The sequence below is a fragment of the Microcoleus sp. ARI1-B5 genome (genome assembly GCF_036705795.1).
Classification (GTDB): Bacteria; Cyanobacteriota; Cyanobacteriia; order Cyanobacteriales; family Microcoleaceae; genus Microcoleus.
In genome coordinates this window covers 95722-116782 of record NZ_JAUBVK010000010.1, presented here as the reverse complement: position 1 = coordinate 116782, position 21061 = coordinate 95722, and the positions used below count along the sequence as shown (strand labels likewise).

Here is a 21061-nt window from a genome sequence, read left to right as displayed (position 1 = left end):
TTTGGTGCAAAATATCGCCCCAAGCGCGGAGATTGCGACTTATTGGTACGGTTCTGCCAATATCAGTAGTTGACAAATGTGGATATCCTGTGAGTTAGGAGCAAGGCGCAAGAAATTATGCGGGATTTTTTGGTTCTGCTGGTGCTTGAATTCTTACTCCTGAACTTTCCTATACATAAATACTTCATCCTTCATACCTGTGAAGGTTGGTTTATAACTACTGTGAATACTTACTTTTTACCGACAATCAGCGAAATTTTAGCCTCCTCTGGCGAAAATGACCTCAGTCTGTTTGAGGCGAAGTTGGCCTCAGAAAACAATCGCCCGAAGTGTCCTGGAAGCCGTGGGGCCCAGAGGCTGAAAGCTGAACAGGAATGGTACGGGGCGATCGCGGCTTTGAATCAAATGCTCGACCGGCAAAAACACTGTCTCTCCCCAATCCCCAATTCCTGTCAGGGATTGGTGTTGTCGGGCCCGTCTTCGGTTTTGACTGACCCCGCTGTGGCTTCGGGCTTTGCTAATTGGATTTTTACCAGTATTCCCGACAGCGATGCAGCTTTGTGGTCTTTTCGGGCCAGACAAACTTTAGCTTTGCTGCCGGCGGCCCAGGAGCAAATATCTGCGCCTGCGGCGGCCCCGGCTTTGGCTTTGGCGATCGGCGATCCTTTGGCGAACGAGCAGTTTTGTGTGGTTTTAACTGCTAGTTTTAGTCTGGTGATGGTTTTGGGTGAAAATTCCGTCGGCCTTCCAGCTTTTCTATTTTCTTTCGATCCGCAAGTCGTCGCCAAAGCTTGGGAAGTTTTGCGGCGCCGGGTGACTGAAAGCGACAGTTTGCTTGCCAATTCTGACGGCGGTATCAATTTGCCAGCGAGCCAATTAACTCATAATTCTACTAAATTAGATGCGCTGTTCCAGCAGTTTTCGCCTGTTGTTCCCAACTATCAAACAGTCGCGCTGTTCAGCCGCTTGTTGTTGAAGAATTTGCCACTCAAAATCGACGAATCGGGCCGGGTTAAAGATGAAAGAGCTGATGATGGTTTGAGCCGCAGGCATCAAAAGTTATCAGCTACAGATATTAACTGCAAATCTCCAATTCCTCTGGCTACTAAAGAGGTGGAATTGCTGCAGGCGATCGCCCACGAAGTCCGCACTCCTTTGGCTACCATCCGCACGCTGACTCGATTGCTGCTGAAACGTCCCAAACTCGATCCGGTGGTGGTCAAGCGTTTGGAAATGATTGATGCTGAGTGTACCGCTCAGATCGATCGCTTCGGTTTAATTTTCCGCGCCGTGGAAATGGAAATGTCGCAAGCGAAAAATTCCGCATTGCAGCTAACAGCCATGTCTCTCGGTGAAGTGCTGCAAAGTAGCATTCCCCGCTGGCAAAAACAAGCGACTGTGCGCAACCACACTTTGGAAGTTATTGTGCCGCAAAAATTGCCGGCGGTAGTCAGCGATCCGACGATGTTGGATCAGGTTTTAACTAATTTGATTGAGAATTTTACTCGAACTTTGCCCTCGGGGAGTCGCATTCAGGTGGAGGTGACTTTGGCTGGCGATCAGTTAAAGTTGCAGTTGGAATCGGAACACCTATCTGAAGGTAATGGCGAATCGACTTTTGGACAATCGGCGAATTCTCCTTTGCGATCGATCGGGCCTTTGCTCATGGTACAGCCGGAGACGGGAAGTTTGAGCTTAAATTTGAGCGTGACTAAGAATTTATTTCGGGCTGCTGGCGGGAAGTTGGTAATTCGCCAGCGCCCCCAAAAGGGTGAGGTGATGACCGTATTTTTGCCGCTGCAATAGTTTATACCCAGTGCGATCGTCCCCCTGCAAGCGAATGTTCTCAGTCGCGAGGGAGACGATCGCGGCTCAGGTATCATGTCGATCGCGGCTTGGGGGGGCTATGCTCGCCCGTACAGCCCGCACAAGTCGATAAAACGCCTTTAACGATCGAAATTTGTCTTCAACTCTACTGACGGCAAAGACTTTAATATTTATCAAAAGCTAAGTAGTCAGTACAAATAAACATAACTTGGAAAGGGCGGGTGAGTTTACTCATCAGCTCTTTTCTAGTATAGATTCTATGCTCTTTAGCTCCCCTACAAAACCCTACCCGAGCTTATTTTTTTTTCGTGCAGTTATACTTATAGTCCTGGACGCACGGGTAGCTAGAAACCGGGTTTTTTAACCCTCATATTTGCTTAAAACCTTCAATCAGAGTCAAAAAACCCGGTTTCTTTGCGTTGATACATAAGTTTTGACTGAAAAACGATCGCCCTTCTAACAAACCTTATTTTCATTGTCAAGCCGCACGGTTGAGCTAGCCCGATCGGGTTAGCTTAAATAAGTGTCACTGCAAAAAGCGACTGGTAACTAACTTGTACCCCCAGTTATCAATAGATATAGCGACGGAAAAGCAAAAACAAAACTTGGACGATCGAACAACTTACTTAGATAAACAAATGGAAATTTCAACTTTTGAACTGTTGGCAAAGCCGATCGCACCTCCAGTACCCACATCACCAGAACTCGCTCCAGTGCTGCGCCGAGTCGTTCAAGGATACTTTCTCACCATCTCTAATCTCGAAGCGATGGACTTGCGATATCGGATTGAGTTTACCGTCAGTTTGCCCGTACCGGCCGATCCTAATAAAATCTTGATCGACGGCGTTAACGTTCGGTTAATTATTGACGTTGAAGGCACTAACACCTTTATACCTCTGACTCAGAGCCCAATGAATCCCAGTGTATATTGGGGGGTTTTCAGAATACCTGCTGGCAAAACTGCATCTGTGGAACTGTTGCCTATTGTACCAGCAGCTCTCACTCCGGGTACCTTGGAAGTACGGGGATATGTCTCGCTGTTTTTCCACCCCCGCCGTTTCTTTCCAGGCCCCGCGATCCCAACCAAAAAAGCAGTCAGAGTGTTGCTGAATCCAGAAATTCGGGGTACTTTTTTGCCGAATGGTTTTCCTGGTGTAGTTGGGGATCTAGACTTCGATCAAATTAATTACACCCTGGCGATTGCTAGCGGCCAAGCACTGAATCTGATTCCACTGAAAACGAGCGGCCCAATTATTATCGATCCGCCAATTCTGATTCCGGTTTTGGAAGAGTTGCGCAGCGGTAATTTGGAGTTAGCTACTTCGGAAGCAGACTCTTCATAAAAAGCTCAAATGCTAGTAGAACTTCTAGCTGAAATTGAACCAAACGAGGCCAATTTGAAGGCGCTAAATACCGTGATGAACAAGTTCGATATTCCCGTGAAAATGTCTCACTGTTAGAAAAGAAGGGAATTATCCACCAACTCTATAGGGTGGGAAATACCTAAAATCCCTTGTATGTAGGGTGCGCTCGGGCCGCGCACCTTGCCGCTAGTTCGATCGTTCGGAATTCAGTCCCCGCGAGTTTTTCGCTCGGACGGAAGTCCGAACGATCGAACGTTAAAAATCGAAAAGCGAAAATGGTATGAGGATTATTCAGATGCAACCAGTATTTAAGTTTCAGCCAATTTCCTTTAGCTGGGTAGCGGTTCACCCACAGCCAAAAGGCGTTATCCAGTTTATAGGCGGCACTTTTTTTGGCACTTTTCCTACTCTATTTTACCGACATTTTTTAAAAGAGTTGTTTGCCGACGGCTATACAATTGTTGCTTTGCCGTTTAGGTTTAGTTTTCGCCACTGGCCGATCGCACTTAGTTTATTGCAAGAACAGGAGATACTTAGAACAGAACTAACAGAAGTTGCGAAAAGACGGGGGTATGAATCGGATATTTATCAAGAGCGATCGAGCTATTTTTGGGTCGGTCACAGTTTGGGATGCAAGTACATCGCTCTTTTAGAGTTTTTAAGCGATGCCAATTGGCCAACGATTGCGAATCAATGCTGCGGTAGAGATGAAAATCTACAGATTCACAGCTTAATCTACAATCGCAGTATCGAGACACCTTCAATTAAAGGTCAACCGTCTTTATTAATTGCTCCCGATATCAGCAACACCGAGAGTGCAATTCCGATTCGATCGCTCGCAGTGCTGTTAGACAAACTCGGTTTGGGAGTGCGGCAGACAAGAGCAGAAACCCAGTGTTTTATTGCCAGCAGTTCTTTGTTTAATTTAACTGCACTGGTTTCGTTCGACAGAGATGAAATTGCCGGCTCGGTCAGGGATATTCACAAAAGTCTGGAAGTACAGAAAAACAGCGATGTGCTTTGGTTAGTTGAACAGTTGAAAACTAGAGAATTGCCAGCTTTAACTCGGGAAATTGAAGGCAATCATTTAGAACCTATCGGTATCCAAATTGGGAATTATATTGTGGGATTAAATCCTTTTAAGACATTCATAAAACCCATTAAGTACCGCTCGCTTGAAGCTCAATGCGTTCAATTTTTAAGCGCTTTAAAGCTGAAGTTAGCACCCAAGGTAGATCGATAATATCAAATCCAGTTTCAGTGAAATTATCATATAGCAACCGCCACATCTGGCGCGGATATAAATAACCTCATCAATAGCTCCCTGAAACCGCTAGCATAAACGGTTTGATTAGGGTACATAGTAAGCTGTCAACTGTCACAGGTCAACTGTCAACTGCTATACCATGTCCGGTCAATTACCTGCAATCTGTAAAGGTTTGATCGTTCGGACTTTAGTCCTCTGATTATGAGGACTAAAGTCCGAACGATCAAACCCATCTTATTATGGTCGTCCGATCGCACATGATATAATGCTATGGCTCGGCTTCGCGTCCGCTCGCCCTGCACTCGGAAAATTATCATTCCGAATCATCAGCGCCGCACACATTTTTAATCATTTAACATCTCAATCGCAAACTCCGTTCCTTCTCCCAATGCAGAAATACAGCTCAACTTACCGCTGTGGGTTTCTTCAACGATTTGACGGGCGATCGCCAATCCCAATCCCGTCCCCTTCCCAACCTCTTTTGTAGTAAACAAGTGGTCGAATATCCGCAATCTTACTGAGTCTGGCATCCCGGGGCGGTTATCTTTGATACGAATTGATACTGTTTGCAAGTCGATCGACCTGGAAGTAGAAATCGTAATTCGCCCAGGATTGGCTTTTAGTTCCGCAAAGGTTCGCCCAACGCACGCTGCATCCAAAGCATCGATCGCGTTGGCGATAATATTCATAAACACTTGATTTAATTGTCCGAAAAAACACTTGACAAGCGGCAAATTACCGTATTTTTTTACCAGAAATAATTGGTTGAAAGCCTCTCACGAGTGAGGGAGAAATTAAAATCAGACTATTCATTACTCCAATCCTCGGACTTCTAGGTAGAGGTCGCTCTCCACAGGTCAACTGTCATGAACGTCAACTGTCAACTGTTGAAAATCTCAATTGCCGGACGTTTATCGTTAGCTTTGAGGCGGTATTTCAAAATCAACAGCGTACTGTCAATCCCTTCGTGGAGGTTGCAAGCCACTTTTTCGGCGGTATCGGCTCGGGAAAAAGTGTGCAGCGTCGTGCTAATCTCGCGAAGCCGCTGCGATGCTATTTTCATCGACGGGATTAGCTTCGGCAAGTCTTCGACGAGGAATTCTAAGTCAATATCTTCGGCACGCTCGGTGACGAATGGCGCGGGTTCGGGATAAGATTGTAGATAGCATTCAATATGAGCAATTAAGTCTTGAATGTATTCTTCGGCGTTGTTGACGCTGGCTGTGATAAAGCCAATCGGATTGTTGATTTCGTGCGCTACACCGGCTACTAAATTGCCCAAAGTTGCCATTTTTTCATTTGGGATCGTTTGCAGTTGGGCTTGTTGCAAATCTTCGAGCGATCGCTCTAATTGCTGCGCGTAATCTTGGGATTGTTGGTAAAGGCGGGCATTTTCCAGAGAAATCGCGGCTTGGGCGCACAAAAGTTGCACGACTTCGAGGCGCGATTCAGTAAATGCGCCAATCGTTAATTGATTTTCCAAATACAGCAACCCGATTAATTTACCCTAATACAAAATCGGCGCGCACAGCACGCTTTTGGGCTGTTGCTGCACGAAATACGAGTCAGCAATAAAATCGGTTCCTGCTGTCGCATCATCCAGCACGACGGTTTTTAAGGTGCGTTTAACATAGTCGATCAGTGTGAGGGGAAGCGATTCGCCCTTTTCTAACGGCACTGATAGCAAGGTAACGCTTTCGTTCAGGTTTGCTAGGGCTTCTACAGCCAGATTGCCATCTTTGAGCAACAGCAAAGCCGCCTTTTTTGCCCCGGCATTTTCCATCACAAGCTGCATTAAAGTGCAAAGCAATTGCTTTAGTTGAATTTGACTCGACAAAGCTTGCAATGCTTTGAAAATAATGGCAAAATCGAGGTATTCAGAAATGCTGCTGCTAGAGCGGGTTGTTTGGATAGTTCGATCGCTCAATGAAGATTTATCAGCAGTTTGAAACCGGGTTTCGCCCAGGAAAGGGCGAGATCGCTGGGCTTGCAATATGGGAATCAGCAGTTGCCGATAGCGGGTTTCTAAATCATCGGTTTTAGCTTTCGCCCCCCAGCGGGCGTAGCAGTAGTAAGCTTGCTGCATATAGGCTTCAGCGACTTTTTCCTGGCCCCAGCCGAGGTAAAATTTAGCTGTGAGTTCGTTGGCTAAGGCTTCTTCTTGGATGTAACCGTTGTCTTTGGCGAGGTGAATTGCGCGATCGTACATTTCTATTGCTTCCATCTTTTCATTCAGGACTCGATGTTTCTCTGCTGCAACTAAACATAATTTGTGCAAAAAAGTCATCGGTGCGTGGTTGGCCCACTGCTGGATCTTTCCCTGATTGGCACTAATCCGCTCTAAAATTTGAAGTTGTTCTGATGCTTCAGCATTGGCATAAATTGCCAAGCGCGTCAACGAATCATAGAAGTAAAAATTGGGAATTCTGACCTGGGAAACAGCCACCATTAAATATTGTTCTACCTGCACTGCATTTTCCAGCGCCGCACCGTATTCGCCCAACAAATAACAAAGCTGAAGCTTGTAACGATAGAACTCAAAAAGCCCGAACATATCGCTTGCTTGCAGGTGAACCGGCAGGATTTCCTCTTCGTTATAAGCAGCACCGATCGGCAAACAGGGATTTGCGCTTGCTCCCAATAAATTTAAGACTGCTTGCTCCACGATTAAATTGCAGTAAAACACTCTTTCTTGCTTGATTTGCCGGAGAAAATGATTGTATTGGGTAATTTCGGGCCCTAAATCTACTAAATTGTAACCGCGTAAATATGGAGTGTTGCAATACTCGGCTATACCGTAGGCTGTAAATTCCCAATCTCCGGTTTCCAAACCCAACGTGTAAATACAGCACTTTGCTTAACGATTAGGTACAATAGTATAGGTGATAAGAAAGAGAAAAATGAAACCCTACTCCCTAGATATGCGTCAAAAGATCATTAACACAAGGAGAAGCAGGTAACACCTCTATTAGGAAAGTAGCAGAAAGATTTCAAGTGAGTAAAAGTACCGTACAGGCACTACTAAAGCGAAAAAAAGAGACAGGAAGATTACTCCCTAGTCAGGCAAAGGGTGGTAAACCGAGCCAACTGTTTGGTCACGAACAACAGATTGAAGAGATGGTAGCCAAGTATCCAGATTACACACTTGCAGAATATTGTGAGTATTGGCACGAAAAAACAGGAGTATGGTTGAGCGAGAGTGCCATGTGCCGATTCCTAAAAAAGCAGAAACTTACTTTGAAAAAAAACACTCTCCTAGCAGTCAAGCCGATAAAGAAAGTAACCAACATCAGCGGATAGAGTATTGGGAAAAAATCCGAGATGTCGAACCATAAAAATTTAAATTTTTGGACGAAAGGGGCGTATTGCTAGGTATAATGAGGTCCAGAGCTAGAAGTAAAAAGGGAGAAAGAAGCTACGATATCAAGCCATTTTATAGAGGAAGTAGGGTGACAGTAGTTGGCGCAATAAGCAATAAGAAGGTAATCGCCATGAATCCAATGGGAAAATCTATGAATGGAGAGGATTTCAAGAAATTTGTGCAAGAAGAACTGGTGCCTTCATTATGGAAAGGAGCGGTATTAGTGATGGATAATCTGAAGGCACACAAGGTAGAAGGTGTGAAAGAAATGATCGAAGCAGTGGGAGCAAAAGTAGTGTATTTATCACGCCAACTCACCTGAGTTTAACCCGCTCGAATATTTATGGTGGGAATTAAAGGCATGGCTCAGGAGATTCGTACCTCGAAGTGTACAGAAGCGTGGAAAAACTCTGGGAATTGGGAGTGAAATTATGTTCAAGTAAACAAATCAGAAATTATTTTGCTCACTGCTGTTACTGTACCTCTTAGTCACGCAAAGTGCTGTAGTTTAGTTAACGGTAGCGCGATCGCTTCCGAACAGCTAAGCGTATCGGCAACAAGTTGATTTAAAATCGTTTCAGTCAGCGCGGCTAATGTAATCGTATTGATTGCAGCTTGTGCTTTCGCAATCTCGTCTAGCGCCAACATCAAAGGATGAGCTGCAGAAAGTTCATTGTCGCGAGCGGCTCCAATTAATAAGAGATAGTCGCCGTCTGACTCGCTCATCAACAACTGCATTAATTTCAAAGATGCGGAATCAGCGCACTGCAAATCATCGAGAAAAATTACTAAGGGATGTTCTTTGGTGGTGAATACTTGCAGAAATTTTTGCAACAGTAAATTAAAGCGGTTCTGTGCGGCTGTCCCAGACAGTTCTGTGGCGGTTGGCTGTTGGTCTATAATTTGCTCTCGTTCAGGAATTACGTCGATAATTATACCATTTTTCTAAAATCGTGCAACACTCTTCGACCCCCCCTAGCCCCCCCGCTGTATTGCGGGGGGAACAAGAATACTGTTGCATTCTTTTTTAAAATTGGTATTACTTGGGCGCTGTCACCAAGTGCGGCTAATATTTTGGTTTCCCAGGCTGCTAATTGGGTGTCACTTTCGCTCAGCAATTGCCCCATTAATTCTCGAAATGCTTGCACAAATGCTGCATAGGGAATATTGCGGTTGAATTGGTCGAATTTGCCTTTGATGAAGTAGCCGCGCGCTCCGACAATTGGTTTGTGGACTTCGTTGACAATGGCGGTTTTGCCAATGCCGGAAAAACCCGCGACTAACATTAACTCGCGCTTTGACTGGTTCTCTGGAAGTGTTTCGGAACCAGAAATGCGATCGAACGCTGCTAATAATTGGGCAACTTCGGCTTCTCTCCCGTAGAGTTTTTCTGGTATGATGAACCGATCGCACAAATCCCTCTGACCTATTTCAAAATCTTCTATTTTCCCACTTTCTTGCAATTGACGCAAACAAAATTCTCAATCAAATTTCAGCCCCAAAGCACTTTGATAGCGGTCTTCGGCATTCTTCGCCATCAATTTGCGGACAGTGGACGAGAGTACCGACGGGATTTGCGGATTGATGTCATGCAGCGGCGGCGGTTGTTTGGCAATATGAGAGTGTACCAATTCCATTGGATCGATCGACACAAACGGCAATTCTCCCGCCAGCAACTCGTAAAAAGTGACGCCCAGAGAGTAAAAATCAGTGCGGTAGTCAATCCCGCGATTCATCCTTCCCGTTTGTTCGGGTGACAGATAGCCTAATGTGCCTTCGAGCCGGTTAGGATTCATCAGAGTTTGAGTTTCCCTCGGCAGCACTGATGCGATGCTAAAGTCAATGATTTTGACTTGTTTAGTCTCGGGATTAATCAGAATGTTGGCGGGTTTAATGTCTTTGTGAATGATGCGCTGGCGGTAAAGTATATCTAATGTATTGCTGATGTCGATCGCAATTTGGAAAAACTCCACCAGAGATTTAACGGTTTTCCCTTTCCCCGTCCACTCCTGAAGAGAAATTCCCCCGAAGTCTTCCACAATCAGCGCATAGCCGTTGCGGTACGCTTCCAAGCTGTATGTTTGGATAATTCCGGGGAAATCTAGGTTTTTGGCAATGGTGTACTGATTGCGAAATTGCACGAGTTCGCTGAAGCTGGGATACTCGTGCCGCAAGACTTTGATGATGACGGGTGTGCGATCGCACGATCGAGTTCCGCGATAAACTAAGGTGCGAGTGCCTGAATAAATGGTTTCGCCGAGGCTGTATCCCGAGAGAGGTAAAGTTGTTGCGCTCATGATTTTTATATGGTGGAGTTACAATTAAGACTTTGCAATGAGTTGAGAGCAATTGTTTACTAAATTGTTTACCAGAAAGAATTGGTTTAAAGCCCAAAGCTTTTTCGGGAGAAATTAAAAGAAGACTATTCATTACTCCAATCCTCTTCCTTTAAGGTAGAGGTCGCTCTCAACTGTCCACTGTCAACTGTCAACTGTCAACTGTCAACTGAATAAAGAGGAAGGACGATCGTAAATTCTGTTCCCTCTCCAAGCGTTGAATTCACCTCGATCCTACCTCCATGTTTCTCGACAATAATCGCATAGCTGACTGACAGTCCTAAGCCCGTACCCTTGCCCACAGGTTTTGTGGTAAAAAACGGTTCAAATATATTATTGACCACCGAGGGTTCTATCCCTATACCATTGTCTGCAATACGAATGACCAGGTTGCGAGCATCATGAACCAAAGTCCGAAGCATCAGAGTCGGTTTTTTATTCAAATTAGCTCGGTTATCCTCTGCCTGTCGCAAAGCGTCTATGGCATTAGTCATAATATTCATAAACACCTGATTTAGGGCCGCTCCGTAACAGTTTAGTAAAGGGAGTTTACCATAGTCTTTAATCACTTTGATTTCCTGATGTTTCTCATTAGCTTTGAGTCGATGCTGCAAAATTAATAAAGTGCTATCAATTCCCGAATGAATGTCTATCGGTTTAATCTCAGATTCATCAAGGCGAGAGAAGTTCCGCAGAGATTCGACAATTTGGCGAATGCGCTCGGTTCCTGTCGTCATCGAACCTAGGATTTTAGGTAAATCTTCAACGATAAACTCCAGGTCAATTTCTGCGATTTTAGCTTGAATTTTGGGTTGGGGTTGAGGAGATAGTTCTTCATATAAGTCAATCAACTCAATTAAGGATGTAATATATTCATGGGCATGGTTAAGATTGCCGTGAATGAAGTTAACGGGATTGTTAATTTCGTGAGCAATTCCGGCAACAAGCTGTCCCAAACTTGACATCTTTTCAGTTTGAATGAGTTGGGATTGAGTCGCGTAAAGTTTTTGCAGGGTGACTTCGAGTTGAGTGGCTTTTTCTTCTAACTCTTGGGTGCGTTCTTCCACCTTTTGTTCTAGGGTGTAGGAATAATCCTCTAACTGGCTGTAGAGTTGAGCGTTTTCCAAGGATATCGCAGCTTGGGCCGCGAGCAGTTCGATCACTTGCAGGCGATCGCTCGTAAATACCCCTTGGGTTAAGCGATTTTCTAAAGAGAGAATCCCAATTAATTTGCCTTGATTGACGATCGGAGTACACAATAAACTTTTGGGCTTTTGCTTTTGAATATAAGCATCCGAGGCTAGAGAAGTCTGAGCGATCGCATCATCAATGACCACAGTCTCCTGAGTGCGAGACACATAGTTAATAATAGAAGTAGGGACATCTTGGCTTGATTCAACGGGGAGCGCTCGCCTTACAGCAGCTTGATTATCTGTCGTTTTTTCCCCTAAAACAGCCGTGGTTTCTATAACTAAATTCTCACCTTTTAGTAAAATTAAATCGCATTTATCTGCTCCGGCATTTTTCATCACGATTTTCACTAAGGTGGAAATCAATTGTTCCAGTTGAATTTGACCAGATAGAGCTTGGGAAGCTTTGAGGATGGTGGCGAAATCTAGAGAGTCAGAAATGGTACTGCTGCTAGAATAGGTGGTTTGGATTGTTTGATGAGAAATAGACGAGCGATTGGTGTTTGAAATCAGGGTTTGGTTGAGGAGAAATCGATTCTGTTGGCTCTGCAAGATGGGAGTCAAGAGCTGGGGATAGCGTTTTTCTAAGTCATCAGTTTTGGCTTTGGCTCCCCAATGGGAATAGCAGTAGTAGGCTTCTTGTAGGTAGCCGGCGGCGATTTTTTCTTTACCCCAGTCGAGGTAGAACTCGGCTGCTAGTTCGTTGGCTAGGGCTTCTTCTTGAAGATATCCCGTATCTTTTGCACCTTGAATTGCTTGGTCATAACACTCCATAGCCTCAAGAACATTGCCAAATACTCGGGCTTGTTCTGCCTGAATCAATAAATACTTATGGAGAAAATTCTGCGGAGCACAATCAGACCATTCTCGGAGCTTTGCTTGATTTTCCTCGATCGCCCGCATATATTGTTGCTGCTGGCTCGGTTCAGCTTGAGGGTAGACCGCAAGCAGAATCAATGAGTGGTAAAAGTTATAAACTGCGATCGTGATCTGTCCGATCGCAGCCTGTATATGTTCGCCAGCCAGCAAAGCACAATCTAAAGCATTGCCATATTCCTTAAATAAATAGAAAATATTTGCTTTGGCAACATATAGCGCAAACAAGGACATAGAATTGTTCGTACTTTGCCAAAGTGGCAGGAAGTGCAATTCATCAAAACGCTCTCCAATCAATTGGAGCTTGTCAGAAGATTGGCCTTGTAAGTTTAAGGTAGCTTGCGCCCATATTTTAGCGTATGACAAGGCAAAATTATGCTTATTTTTTACTAATAACTCTATGTGAGGAGTTTGTTTTTCCTCGACTATTTCTAGTCTCTCCCCAGTCACAAATAGATTCTTACAGTAGTGCATGGAGTTATAACTAGCCCACTCCAAATCCCCTGTTTCCCAACCGCTTTGACATCCTTCTATATAAGCGGTTAGTGTAGCTTGGGCTGGCTCCTTCCAAGATCGGATCAGACCATTAAATAAATTATAAACTCTTGCTTTAAGTGCGACTCCCTGAAATTTATCTAACAAATTTAAAGCTAATTTGCCTGCATGATATCCTTGTTCAATGCCTCCCGGCGCTCCGCAGAGAATCGTGCCATAGAGCACATACGCATAAGCTGATAATCCAGAATATCCACCTTCAACGGTAAGATTTACTATCGTTAAGATCAGGGGACGAATCATCTCTGGCCTGGCAATATAAATCGGAGGAAAAAGTGCCATGAGAATCCGCAAAGCCGCCAGTTGCTGCGGATCGGTCATTTCAGGAATATTGTCTAAGTCTTCAATTCGAGGTAATTCTGGCATGGGGCGATCGCTGATGCTGGGAGCAATGTTAATTTCCAATTTTTCTAAGGCTTCAAAGCCGATTTCAATCGCTTTTGTCATCAGGCTTTGCGACTGATAACCTTGAATTTGTAGCTCATATATAATGATACTATCTAGCAAATTTTGAGCATTATTTAAAATAATCTGAGCAAGGCTTTGTAGTCGATCCCAATTGCCATTAAGGTATTCTGCTTCTGCTGTTTCGATATAAACAGCCAGCGTCAAATCATACTGAGTTAGCCAACTATCAGAGTCCAGCAGGGCCAAGCTAGTATTCAAATATCTGGCAGCATCTCCATAAGCCGTAGCAGCTTTGGCTTTTTTTCCAGCCTGTAGATTTAGTGAGGCGAGATGATTTAATTGAGATCGATCGGCGATCGGTTCAACCCCTATATTGAGTTGATGAACAATATCGAAAATATTGTATTTGTCGGTTAATTCAGGTGTTATTGCCAAAAGGAGCTGACCAATTTTTAAATGTGTCGCTTTTTTCTGTGATTCTGGAATAAGCGAATAGGCAGCTTGCTGAATCCGATCGTGTAGGAATCGATATATTACCGATTCATGAGTAGTATCGGTTGTCGGAACCGATCCCAAATAAAACTTATAGACTTCACTTTGGGGTAGGATCAGCCCTTCTTGCAAAGCTTTCCATAGGTGAGTGGCAGCCTCGGCTTCTGTTTGCTCTGAAACGATCGCCAGCGTCGTCAAATCAAAAGAGTTGCCAATACAAGCTGCTAGTTCGAGAATAGTTTGGGTGGTTTTTGGTAGTTTCTGTAACTGCAACGCCATGAATTCCACTACATCATCGGTCAATGCGGCCGATCGCACTTTTGCGATATCGCATTGCCAGTGCCCTAATTCAGTATCAAAGCTAATCAGCCCGTCTTGATGCAGAGCCTTCAGAAATTGGGTTGCAAAAAAGGGATTACCTTGCGTTTTTTGAAAGACCAAATCCGTGAGTGGTTGTGCTAATGCACTCGAGCAATTCAGCGTATTGGCAACCAACTGATTCAGGCTGGTATCGCTCAGGGGTTGTAACGTAATGGTATTAACGGTTGCGCCGCTGCGGGCAATTGCTTCCAAAGTCAGCATCAACGGGTGGGCGGCAAACACTTCGTTATCTCGATAAGCACCTATCAGTAACAAATAGCCTGCTGTTGATTCAGCGATCAAAAGTTGCATCAAATGGAGAGATGCCGAATCGGCCCATTGCAAATCGTCCAAAAACATTACCAGAGGGTGCTCTTGGGTTGTAAAAACTTGGATAAACTTTTGAAATAGTAAGTTGAAGCGATTCTGAGCAGATGTTCCCGACAGTTCCATCGCTGGCGGCTGAGGACTAATAATCAGTTCTAATTCGGGAATGACTTCAATAATGACTTGTCCATTTTCACCAACAGCTTCCAGAATCTGCGTTTTCCAAGTCTGCAACTGAGCATCACTTTCGCTCAGCAATTGTCCCATCAAATCTCGAAATGCTTGGACAAATGCTGAAAAAGGAATATTGCGGTTAAATTGGTCGAATTTGCCTTTGATGAAATAGCCGCGCTGCCGTACAATGGGTTTGTGGACTTCGTTGACAACGGCGGTTTTTCCTATCCCCGAAAACCCGGCGACTAGCATCATTTCGCCCCCCCTCTGTCCCCCCGAGGTTCGGGGAAATGAAAGGGGGTTCGCAACGCGGTCAAAGGCATTGAGTAAGGTTTCTACTTCGGTTTCCCGACCGTATAATTTTTCGGGAATGGTAAAGCGATCGCCAATATCTCGTTCTCCCAATTCAAACAGAACGATGTTTCCTGTTTCTTGCCACTGAGACAGACATTTTTCGAGATCGTGCTTTAATCCTAATGCACTCTGATAGCGGTCTTCGGCATTCTTCGCCATCAATTTGCTGACAATGGACGAGAGTACCGACGGGATTTGCGGATTGATGTCATGCAGCGGCGGCGGTTGTTTGGCAATATGAGAGTGTACCAATTCCATTGGATCGATCGACACAAACGGCAACTCTCCCGCCAGCAACTCGTAAAAAGTCACGCCCAGAGAGTAAAAATCAGTGCGGTAGTCAATCCCGCGATTCATCCTTCCCGTTTGTTCGGGAGACAAATAGCCTAATGTGCCTTCGAGCCGGTTGGGACTCATCAGGGTTTGAGTCGATCGCGGCAGCAAAGATGCGATGCTAAAGTCAATGAGTTTGACTTGTTTTGTTTGGGGATTAATTAAAATATTGGCGGGTTTAATGTCTTTGTGAATGATGCGCTGGCGGTAAAGTATATCTAATGTATTGGCGATCGCGATCGCAATTTGGAAAAAATCAGCCAGAGATGGCGCGGTTTCCCCTTTCCCCGTCCATTCCTTCAGAGAAATTCCCCCGAAGTCTTCCACAATCAGCGCATAGCCGTTGCGGTACGCTTCCAAGCTGTAGGTTTTGATGATTCCGGGGAAATTCAGGTTTTTGGCAATGGTGTACTGATTGCGAAATTGCAACAGTTCGCTGAAGCTGGGATACTCCTTGTGCAAGACTTTGATGATGACGGGTGTTTCGTCCCAGAGGCTGCGGGCGCGATAAACTAGGGTGCGAGTGCCTGAATAAATGCGATCGAGAATTTGATAACCTGTTAGTTCGATCATAGCGAGACTTATTATTTTGATTATTATAGTATTTAGTGTTACTAACTATAGCGCTCTAATCCCAATCAGATTCTCCCCCTCGTATAAATACTTAAAAATACCACAAATTTCCCCACCAGCAAGCAGCTAACTGTTAACGGTTAACCGTTAACAGTTAAGAGAATTAACTCATTCTGGCTTTCAAGGCATCTCGCGCTTGTTCTCGATCGTCAAAATGGACTTTTTCGGTGCCCAAAATCTGATAATCTTCGTGTCCTTTTCCTGCAATCAGCACGCCATCTCCGGGTTTAGCGTCGATAATAGCAGTGCGAATTGCTGCTGCGCGATCGCACGTGACGATCGGTTTTACGGTGGCGGGAATGCCTGCTAGAACGTCTTCCAAAATGCGATCGGGATTTTCGGTGCGCGGATTGTCGGAAGTAACAACAGCTACATCGGCCAACTCTGCAACGATTTTACCCATGAGCGGGCGTTTCGTGCGATCGCGATCGCCGCCGCAGCCAAACACGCAAATCATTTGACCCGGAATAAACGGCCGCGAAGCCTTCAACAAGTTCTCCAAACTGTCGGGAGTGTGCGCGTAATCGACAATCACGCTAATATCTTGGTCGGAACTAATTTGCACCCGTTCCATCCGTCCCGGAACTCCCGAAAACTGAGATAATTTCTCCACAATTGCGGACAAATCTAAACCCAATTCCAAAACAGCACCGACAGCCGCCAGCATATTAGATAAATTGAACTGACCGACTAAAGGCAAAACAAAAGCAGTTTCGCCCTTGGGAGTGTGCAGCATTCCCTTAACTCCGTTGGGCTGGTACTGCAAATCAAAAGCATACAAATCAGCCGTCTTGTCGGTAGTGCTGTAACTCCAGACTTGCTCGGATTTGAGGCTTTCAACAATCCGCCGCCCGTAGGAGTCGTCAATATTAATTACAGCGCGATTTTTGAGGTAATCCGAACCGAACAACAGAGATTTCGCCTCAAAATAATCCTCCATATCGCGGTGATAATCGAGATGGTCTTGAGTCAAGTTGGTAAACACAGCAACTTCAAAATTACAGCCCAAAACTCGCTGCTGTGCCAAAGCGTGGGAACTGACTTCCATCACGCCGTGTTTGCATCCGGCGGCTACAGCTTCTGCTAGCTGTTTTTGCAAGTCAACCGCAAAAGGTGTAGTGTAAAGTGCAGTTTGTTGGAAGCCCTGCCAGCGAGTGTAAAGCGTGCCGAAAATCGCTGCCGGCAACTGCATTTGATTGAGCAAAAATTCGATTAAATGAGTTGTTGTAGTTTTGCCGTTGGTACCGGTAACGCCGACAAGTTTTAATTTGCTAGCTGGATTGCCGTAAAATGCGGTTGCTATTTGACCGCAAACTTGAGCCATATCGGCTACTGGGATGACGCAGGGAAGCTCTTCTAGCCCCCCCAGGCTTCGGGGGGGTTGGGGGGGTGTTTTCTCGGCGGCTTGAGTGGAAATTATGGCGGCAATTGCACCGCCCTCGATCGCGCCTTGCCAAAAATCTCCCCCATCTACCCGAGTTCCCGGCATTCCCAAAAACAAATCCCCCGCCCCACAAGCGTGGGAATTAGTCGATAAACCCTTGACTTCGGCGTCGAGGGCCGGATGTTGGGCGTCAAAGGAAATGCCGGGAAGTGTTGCTAATAATTCTCTCAATTTCATCTGAAAAACTCCTCACTTGGATGTCTTGAATATGACTTGCGCCAGAAATTGTTCGATCCGCTACCTACAGGCTTTTTCGGTGTCCGGTGCGCGCCATCCGGGTCAAAGGTGCGGACCCGGCAGCCGGAGGGCTTGATTTTTTGCGTAAATCGTATTATTCTGACGGATGGATTTGCAAATATTTCTGTAACATTTGCTCCAATTGTGGGACTGTACAGCGGGGAGAAGGACGAGGTAATTGTTCTTCTGGGGAAAATGCAGCGTCGCCAGCAGAATTTCTTCGTTGGGGCTGCACTTTAAACAAAACTGGCACTTCGTACTGATAAGCTTGAAACCAGTCATCGCGTTCGGTAATGTCTCGTACTTCCAATTGAAACTTGAGGCTTTCAATCTGTTCGAGTTTTTCTTGCAACCCTTCACACAAGTGGCATCCGGGTTTGCTGTACAAAATTAATCGCATCATAAGAGTACAATTAGACTCGATCTTAAAATCTCGAAAGTGCGATCGGAAGTTGGCGAACCAGACTTCGCAAGAAGCAAGCTGCCGCATTATTATTGCCCTCAACGCACGATCCAGATTATCTTAGCATTGGCGGCGAACCGATTACTACAATTTGCCATCTCAATGCAAATACCAGCCGATCGAACCCTACACTCTGTCAGTAAAAAATGCTAATTACGCCTGAAATATCTGGTCGAATCAAATTATTGCGTCTGCCTCTAATCATTGGGATTGTTACTATTCACTCCTCGATCAATTCTGTGGGATATGCTGACAATTTTTTCCAGACGTTAATTGCCGGAACTTGGGGCGGTTCTTGCGTGGCTTTTTTGTTCATTCTTTCAGGATTCCTGTTTTTCAGAAATTTTAATTTATCGCTTAATTCTTACAGAGAAAAGCTGCAATCTCGGTTGTGGACTCTCCTAGTTCCCTATTTGTTCTGGAACTTGGCTTTATTGGCAATGGTGTTAATTGTCATGAACGTACCGGCAACGAGTGCAATTATCCAAGGGCATTACAAGAAATACATTGGAGACTACAGCTTCGCCAATTTTATAGATTGTTTTACCGGGTACAAAAGCCTGTATCCGATCGCATTTCATTTCTGGTACGTCCGGGATTTAATCGCGATGGTGATTTTGTCTCCGGTATTTTTGCTAATTGCCAGAAAGATACCGTATCTAGGTTTAGCTTTGTTTGCCGCGCCTTGGTTGCTGGAATTACAACTTGGTTTTATTAACATCCAGTGGTTGGGGCCGTTGTTCTTTTATTTGGGATGTCTGATTGCTGTTCAAAAATTGGATCTAACTTGGCTCGACCGACAAAAAAGTGCGATTTTAGGTATATACTTAGGGATGGCTGTGGTGCTGACAATCATGGAAATATCCGACATTCAAACTTTCAAACACCAGCTTGAATGCTGCACGAGAGTAGTAGGTACGGCGGCGATTTGGTGCGCTTCCGATTTGGTGTCTGGGAAGCTGGAAAAAGCCTGTTTAAATCTTTCTGGTTTGGCATTTTTTGTTTATGCTGCTCACGAACCAACGGTAACAGTTTTTAAGGAGGTTTTTCAGAAATTGTTAAATCCTTCAAATTCGCTGGCTGTCATTGTTAACTATTTGTTAATACTCACAAGTACCACTTTAGTAACGCTGGCGGTGGGGAATCTTTTACAAAGGTATACGCCTAAGTTTTTCCAAAGGATAACAGGCGCCAGAGGATAATCAGACGATTTTGGATTTTGGATTTTAGATTTTGGATTGAAGATTTTAAGATTTAAAAATTTAAGATTTAAGATTTAAGATTTAAGATGAGCAATGATTGATGGCATAATGCCTTGGAGTAGGGACATAACAATGTTGTTATAACTTACGCGCGGGCGGTCAGAAACCGGGTTTTTTACGCTTATCTGCTGGCTGCAACGAAGAATTTTTGTGAAAAAACCCGGTTTCTTGGGCTTGATGCTTCATTCAGTTGACAGTTGACCTGGGACAGTGGACAGTTGACAATCATAAGTCCGAGGATTGGAGTAATGAATAGTCTTCTTTTCATTTCTCCCTACAAGGCTTGGGGCTTTAAACCAATTCTTTCTGGTAACTCCTGGTTTTGTCCTTACTTGACTAATGAATCAAGCTTCAGTATAGTGTAAAAGTAACCCAACAAAAAGGAGGCTGTATGGATTACACCGAATACGCAGAAGCAAAGCGAAAAGCAGCAAAAAAAATTAGCGCCGATATTCGAGAACGCTGGAACAATCGCATCGTCACGCGGGGATTGCACTTGATGGGTGAAGCGGGGGCGGTGCAGTATTTGGCTGATTACGGGCGCGGAATTGGTACGGCAAAAGTTATTAGTTTTGCACTCTGCGCGGAGTCGGAAGGATACCCCTCCATGGCGATCGGCTTTTGGAAAAGAGCGTTTGAATTGGAAACAGGAGAAAAGCCGACTAAAAATCCTCCAAACAACTCTACCACCAATCCTGCTCCTGCTGCCAAATCAACTTCTCCGAGCAAAGTTGAGACTGTTAATTACCCCGTAGTTGCCGAATTACCTCCGCACTTGCAGCCGGGAAGGATTGTGACGATGCAGCCGGTTGACGCGCCCAGCGAACGTTCTTATTACATCGAAAATCCCGATTATTGGGGACAGCCAAAACGGGACGGCAATCGAGTTGCGGTCATCGCGACGCCAGATAAAGTATACTACCAATCGCGATCGACTAACCTGCGGCAGCAAGCATCAGTTGCGATCGATCGCACATTAACCGACACGGCCGCTCAAATTGGCACCTTTGTTTTAGACGGCGAACTTTACTACAAAAGCTGTACCGGCAGCGAACACCGCACGGGCGCGCAAGCTGCTACAGTTAATATTGAAAGCGGTTTTCCGACAACCCAGCCAACGGCAGTTTATGCCATTTTTAAAGCTTTGTTTTTCAAGGGAAATGACCTGACCCAAACTGCCGAATCAGAAAGAATTGCAGCCGGAGTTGCAGTTGGCGAAATGCTGGTGAGTTTGTCTTCAGAATTTGAAATTGTACCGACATTTCGCACCGCCGCCGAAAAACTGTTACTCGCTAAGCAGCAAGAATCTGAAAACAGAGAAGGAGAAGTTTGGATTTTGCACAACTGCCGCTATGTCGGCGGCAAAGATGTTAAGAAATTTCCGATGGTGAGGACTAAATACTGTCAGGAACACGATTTGTTTATTGTCGGGTTGACGCCGACAAAAGTTGCGGGGCGGCCGTTTAGTGCGATCGAAGTCGCCCAAGAAATCGCGGGCAAATTAGTGCCGGTCGGAACAGTGGGAACGGGCTTTAGCAGCGGGGAAATGCAGGAAATCGCCCGACTCTACGAGGCTAACCCCCGCGGAGTTAAAATTAAAGTGCGATCGCAGGGATTGACGGAAAGCGGCAAACTGTGGCACGCCCGATTCCTCGAATTGTGTTAAAATAGGACGGCGGTTGAAACCGCGTCTATACAAACGATGTCGGCCTCCGCAGACTTAAGAAAATAACATAATTTTAGCCGTCCGGTCTTCAGCCATGTCCTAGCCGGATCTGCGAATTCAAACAAATATTAT

12 protein-coding genes and 3 pseudogenes are annotated in these 21061 nt (G+C 45.1%); 7 read left to right on the top strand and 8 right to left on the bottom strand.

From position 1 onward, the window contains the following. Positions 1–117: 117 nt before the first annotated feature. The 3 genes from QUB63_RS17000 to QUB63_RS16990 all read left to right on the top strand — a co-directional run bounded on the left by QUB63_RS17000 (position 118) and on the right by QUB63_RS16990 (position 4434). The gene (locus QUB63_RS17000; protein WP_332946436.1) at positions 118–1806 is read left to right on the top strand and encodes a sensor histidine kinase; all 1689 of its coding nucleotides are present in this window, start codon (positions 118–120) and stop codon (positions 1804–1806) included. Between the two features lie 659 nt (positions 1807–2465). Next, the gene (locus QUB63_RS16995) at positions 2466–3170 is read left to right on the top strand and encodes a hypothetical protein (protein WP_332946435.1); all 705 of its coding nucleotides are present in this window, start codon (positions 2466–2468) and stop codon (positions 3168–3170) included. A 316-nt stretch (positions 3171–3486) separates the two neighbouring features. Further along, entirely contained in the window at positions 3487–4434 is a 948-nt protein-coding gene (locus QUB63_RS16990) for a DUF1350 family protein (protein ID WP_332946434.1), read from the top strand. Positions 4435–4802: 368 nt separating this feature from the next. On the opposite strand, the pseudogene QUB63_RS16985 reads toward QUB63_RS16990, so the two are convergent. The 3 genes and pseudogenes from QUB63_RS16985 to QUB63_RS16975 form a co-directional block, all read right to left on the bottom strand. Then, positions 4803–5210, bottom strand: a pseudogene (locus QUB63_RS16985) (sensor histidine kinase); the annotation flags it as partial. 128 nt (positions 5211–5338) lie between these two features. Beyond that, positions 5339–5941 (bottom strand): sensor histidine kinase, encoded by a 603-nt coding sequence (locus tag QUB63_RS16980; protein WP_332946432.1) that lies wholly within the window; start codon positions 5939–5941, stop codon positions 5339–5341. 24 nt (positions 5942–5965) lie between these two features. Further along, a complete protein-coding gene (locus QUB63_RS16975) occupies positions 5966–7288 on the bottom strand; it encodes a hypothetical protein (protein ID WP_332946431.1) in 1323 nt (440 codons plus the stop codon). A 164-nt stretch (positions 7289–7452) separates the two neighbouring features. On the opposite strand from QUB63_RS16975, the gene QUB63_RS16970 reads away from it, so the two are divergent. Both QUB63_RS16970 and QUB63_RS16965 read left to right on the top strand, forming a co-directional pair. Further along, the gene (locus QUB63_RS16970) at positions 7453–7758 is read left to right on the top strand and encodes a hypothetical protein (protein ID WP_332946430.1); all 306 of its coding nucleotides are present in this window, start codon (positions 7453–7455) and stop codon (positions 7756–7758) included. A gap of 77 nt (positions 7759–7835) precedes the next feature. After that, the gene (locus QUB63_RS16965) at positions 7836–8141 is read left to right on the top strand and encodes a transposase (protein WP_332946530.1); all 306 of its coding nucleotides are present in this window, start codon (positions 7836–7838) and stop codon (positions 8139–8141) included. A gap of 182 nt (positions 8142–8323) precedes the next feature. Here QUB63_RS16965 and QUB63_RS35075 read toward each other — a convergent pair. From QUB63_RS35075 to QUB63_RS16945, 5 genes and pseudogenes are all read right to left on the bottom strand, one after another. Then, positions 8324–8752: pseudogene (locus tag QUB63_RS35075) on the bottom strand (AAA family ATPase); the annotation flags it as partial. Positions 8753–8862: 110 nt separating this feature from the next. Beyond that, a pseudogene (locus QUB63_RS16960) lies at positions 8863–10116 on the bottom strand (protein kinase domain-containing protein); the annotation flags it as partial. A 197-nt stretch (positions 10117–10313) separates the two neighbouring features. Next, positions 10314–15797: a trifunctional serine/threonine-protein kinase/ATP-binding protein/sensor histidine kinase gene (locus tag QUB63_RS16955; protein WP_332946429.1), complete on the bottom strand. Its 5484-nt coding sequence runs from the start codon at positions 15795–15797 to the stop codon at positions 10314–10316. A 163-nt stretch (positions 15798–15960) separates the two neighbouring features. Then, on the bottom strand, positions 15961–17478 hold the full coding sequence (locus QUB63_RS16950) for a UDP-N-acetylmuramoyl-L-alanyl-D-glutamate--2,6-diaminopimelate ligase (protein WP_332946428.1): 1518 nt from the start codon (positions 17476–17478) through the stop codon (positions 15961–15963). A gap of 154 nt (positions 17479–17632) precedes the next feature. Further along, positions 17633–17938, bottom strand: a complete 306-nt coding sequence (locus QUB63_RS16945; RefSeq protein ID WP_332946529.1) for a glutaredoxin family protein — start codon at positions 17936–17938, stop codon at positions 17633–17635. 209 nt (positions 17939–18147) lie between these two features. Between QUB63_RS16945 and QUB63_RS16940 the strand changes: the two genes are divergently transcribed. Next, positions 18148–19203: an acyltransferase gene (locus tag QUB63_RS16940; protein ID WP_332946427.1), complete on the top strand. Its 1056-nt coding sequence runs from the start codon at positions 18148–18150 to the stop codon at positions 19201–19203. A 451-nt stretch (positions 19204–19654) separates the two neighbouring features. Next, positions 19655–20929 carry an ATP-dependent DNA ligase gene (locus tag QUB63_RS16935; RefSeq protein WP_332946426.1) on the top strand — a complete coding sequence of 425 codons (1275 nt, stop codon included), beginning with the start codon at positions 19655–19657 and terminating at the stop codon, positions 20927–20929. Positions 20930–21061 lie beyond the last annotated feature (132 nt).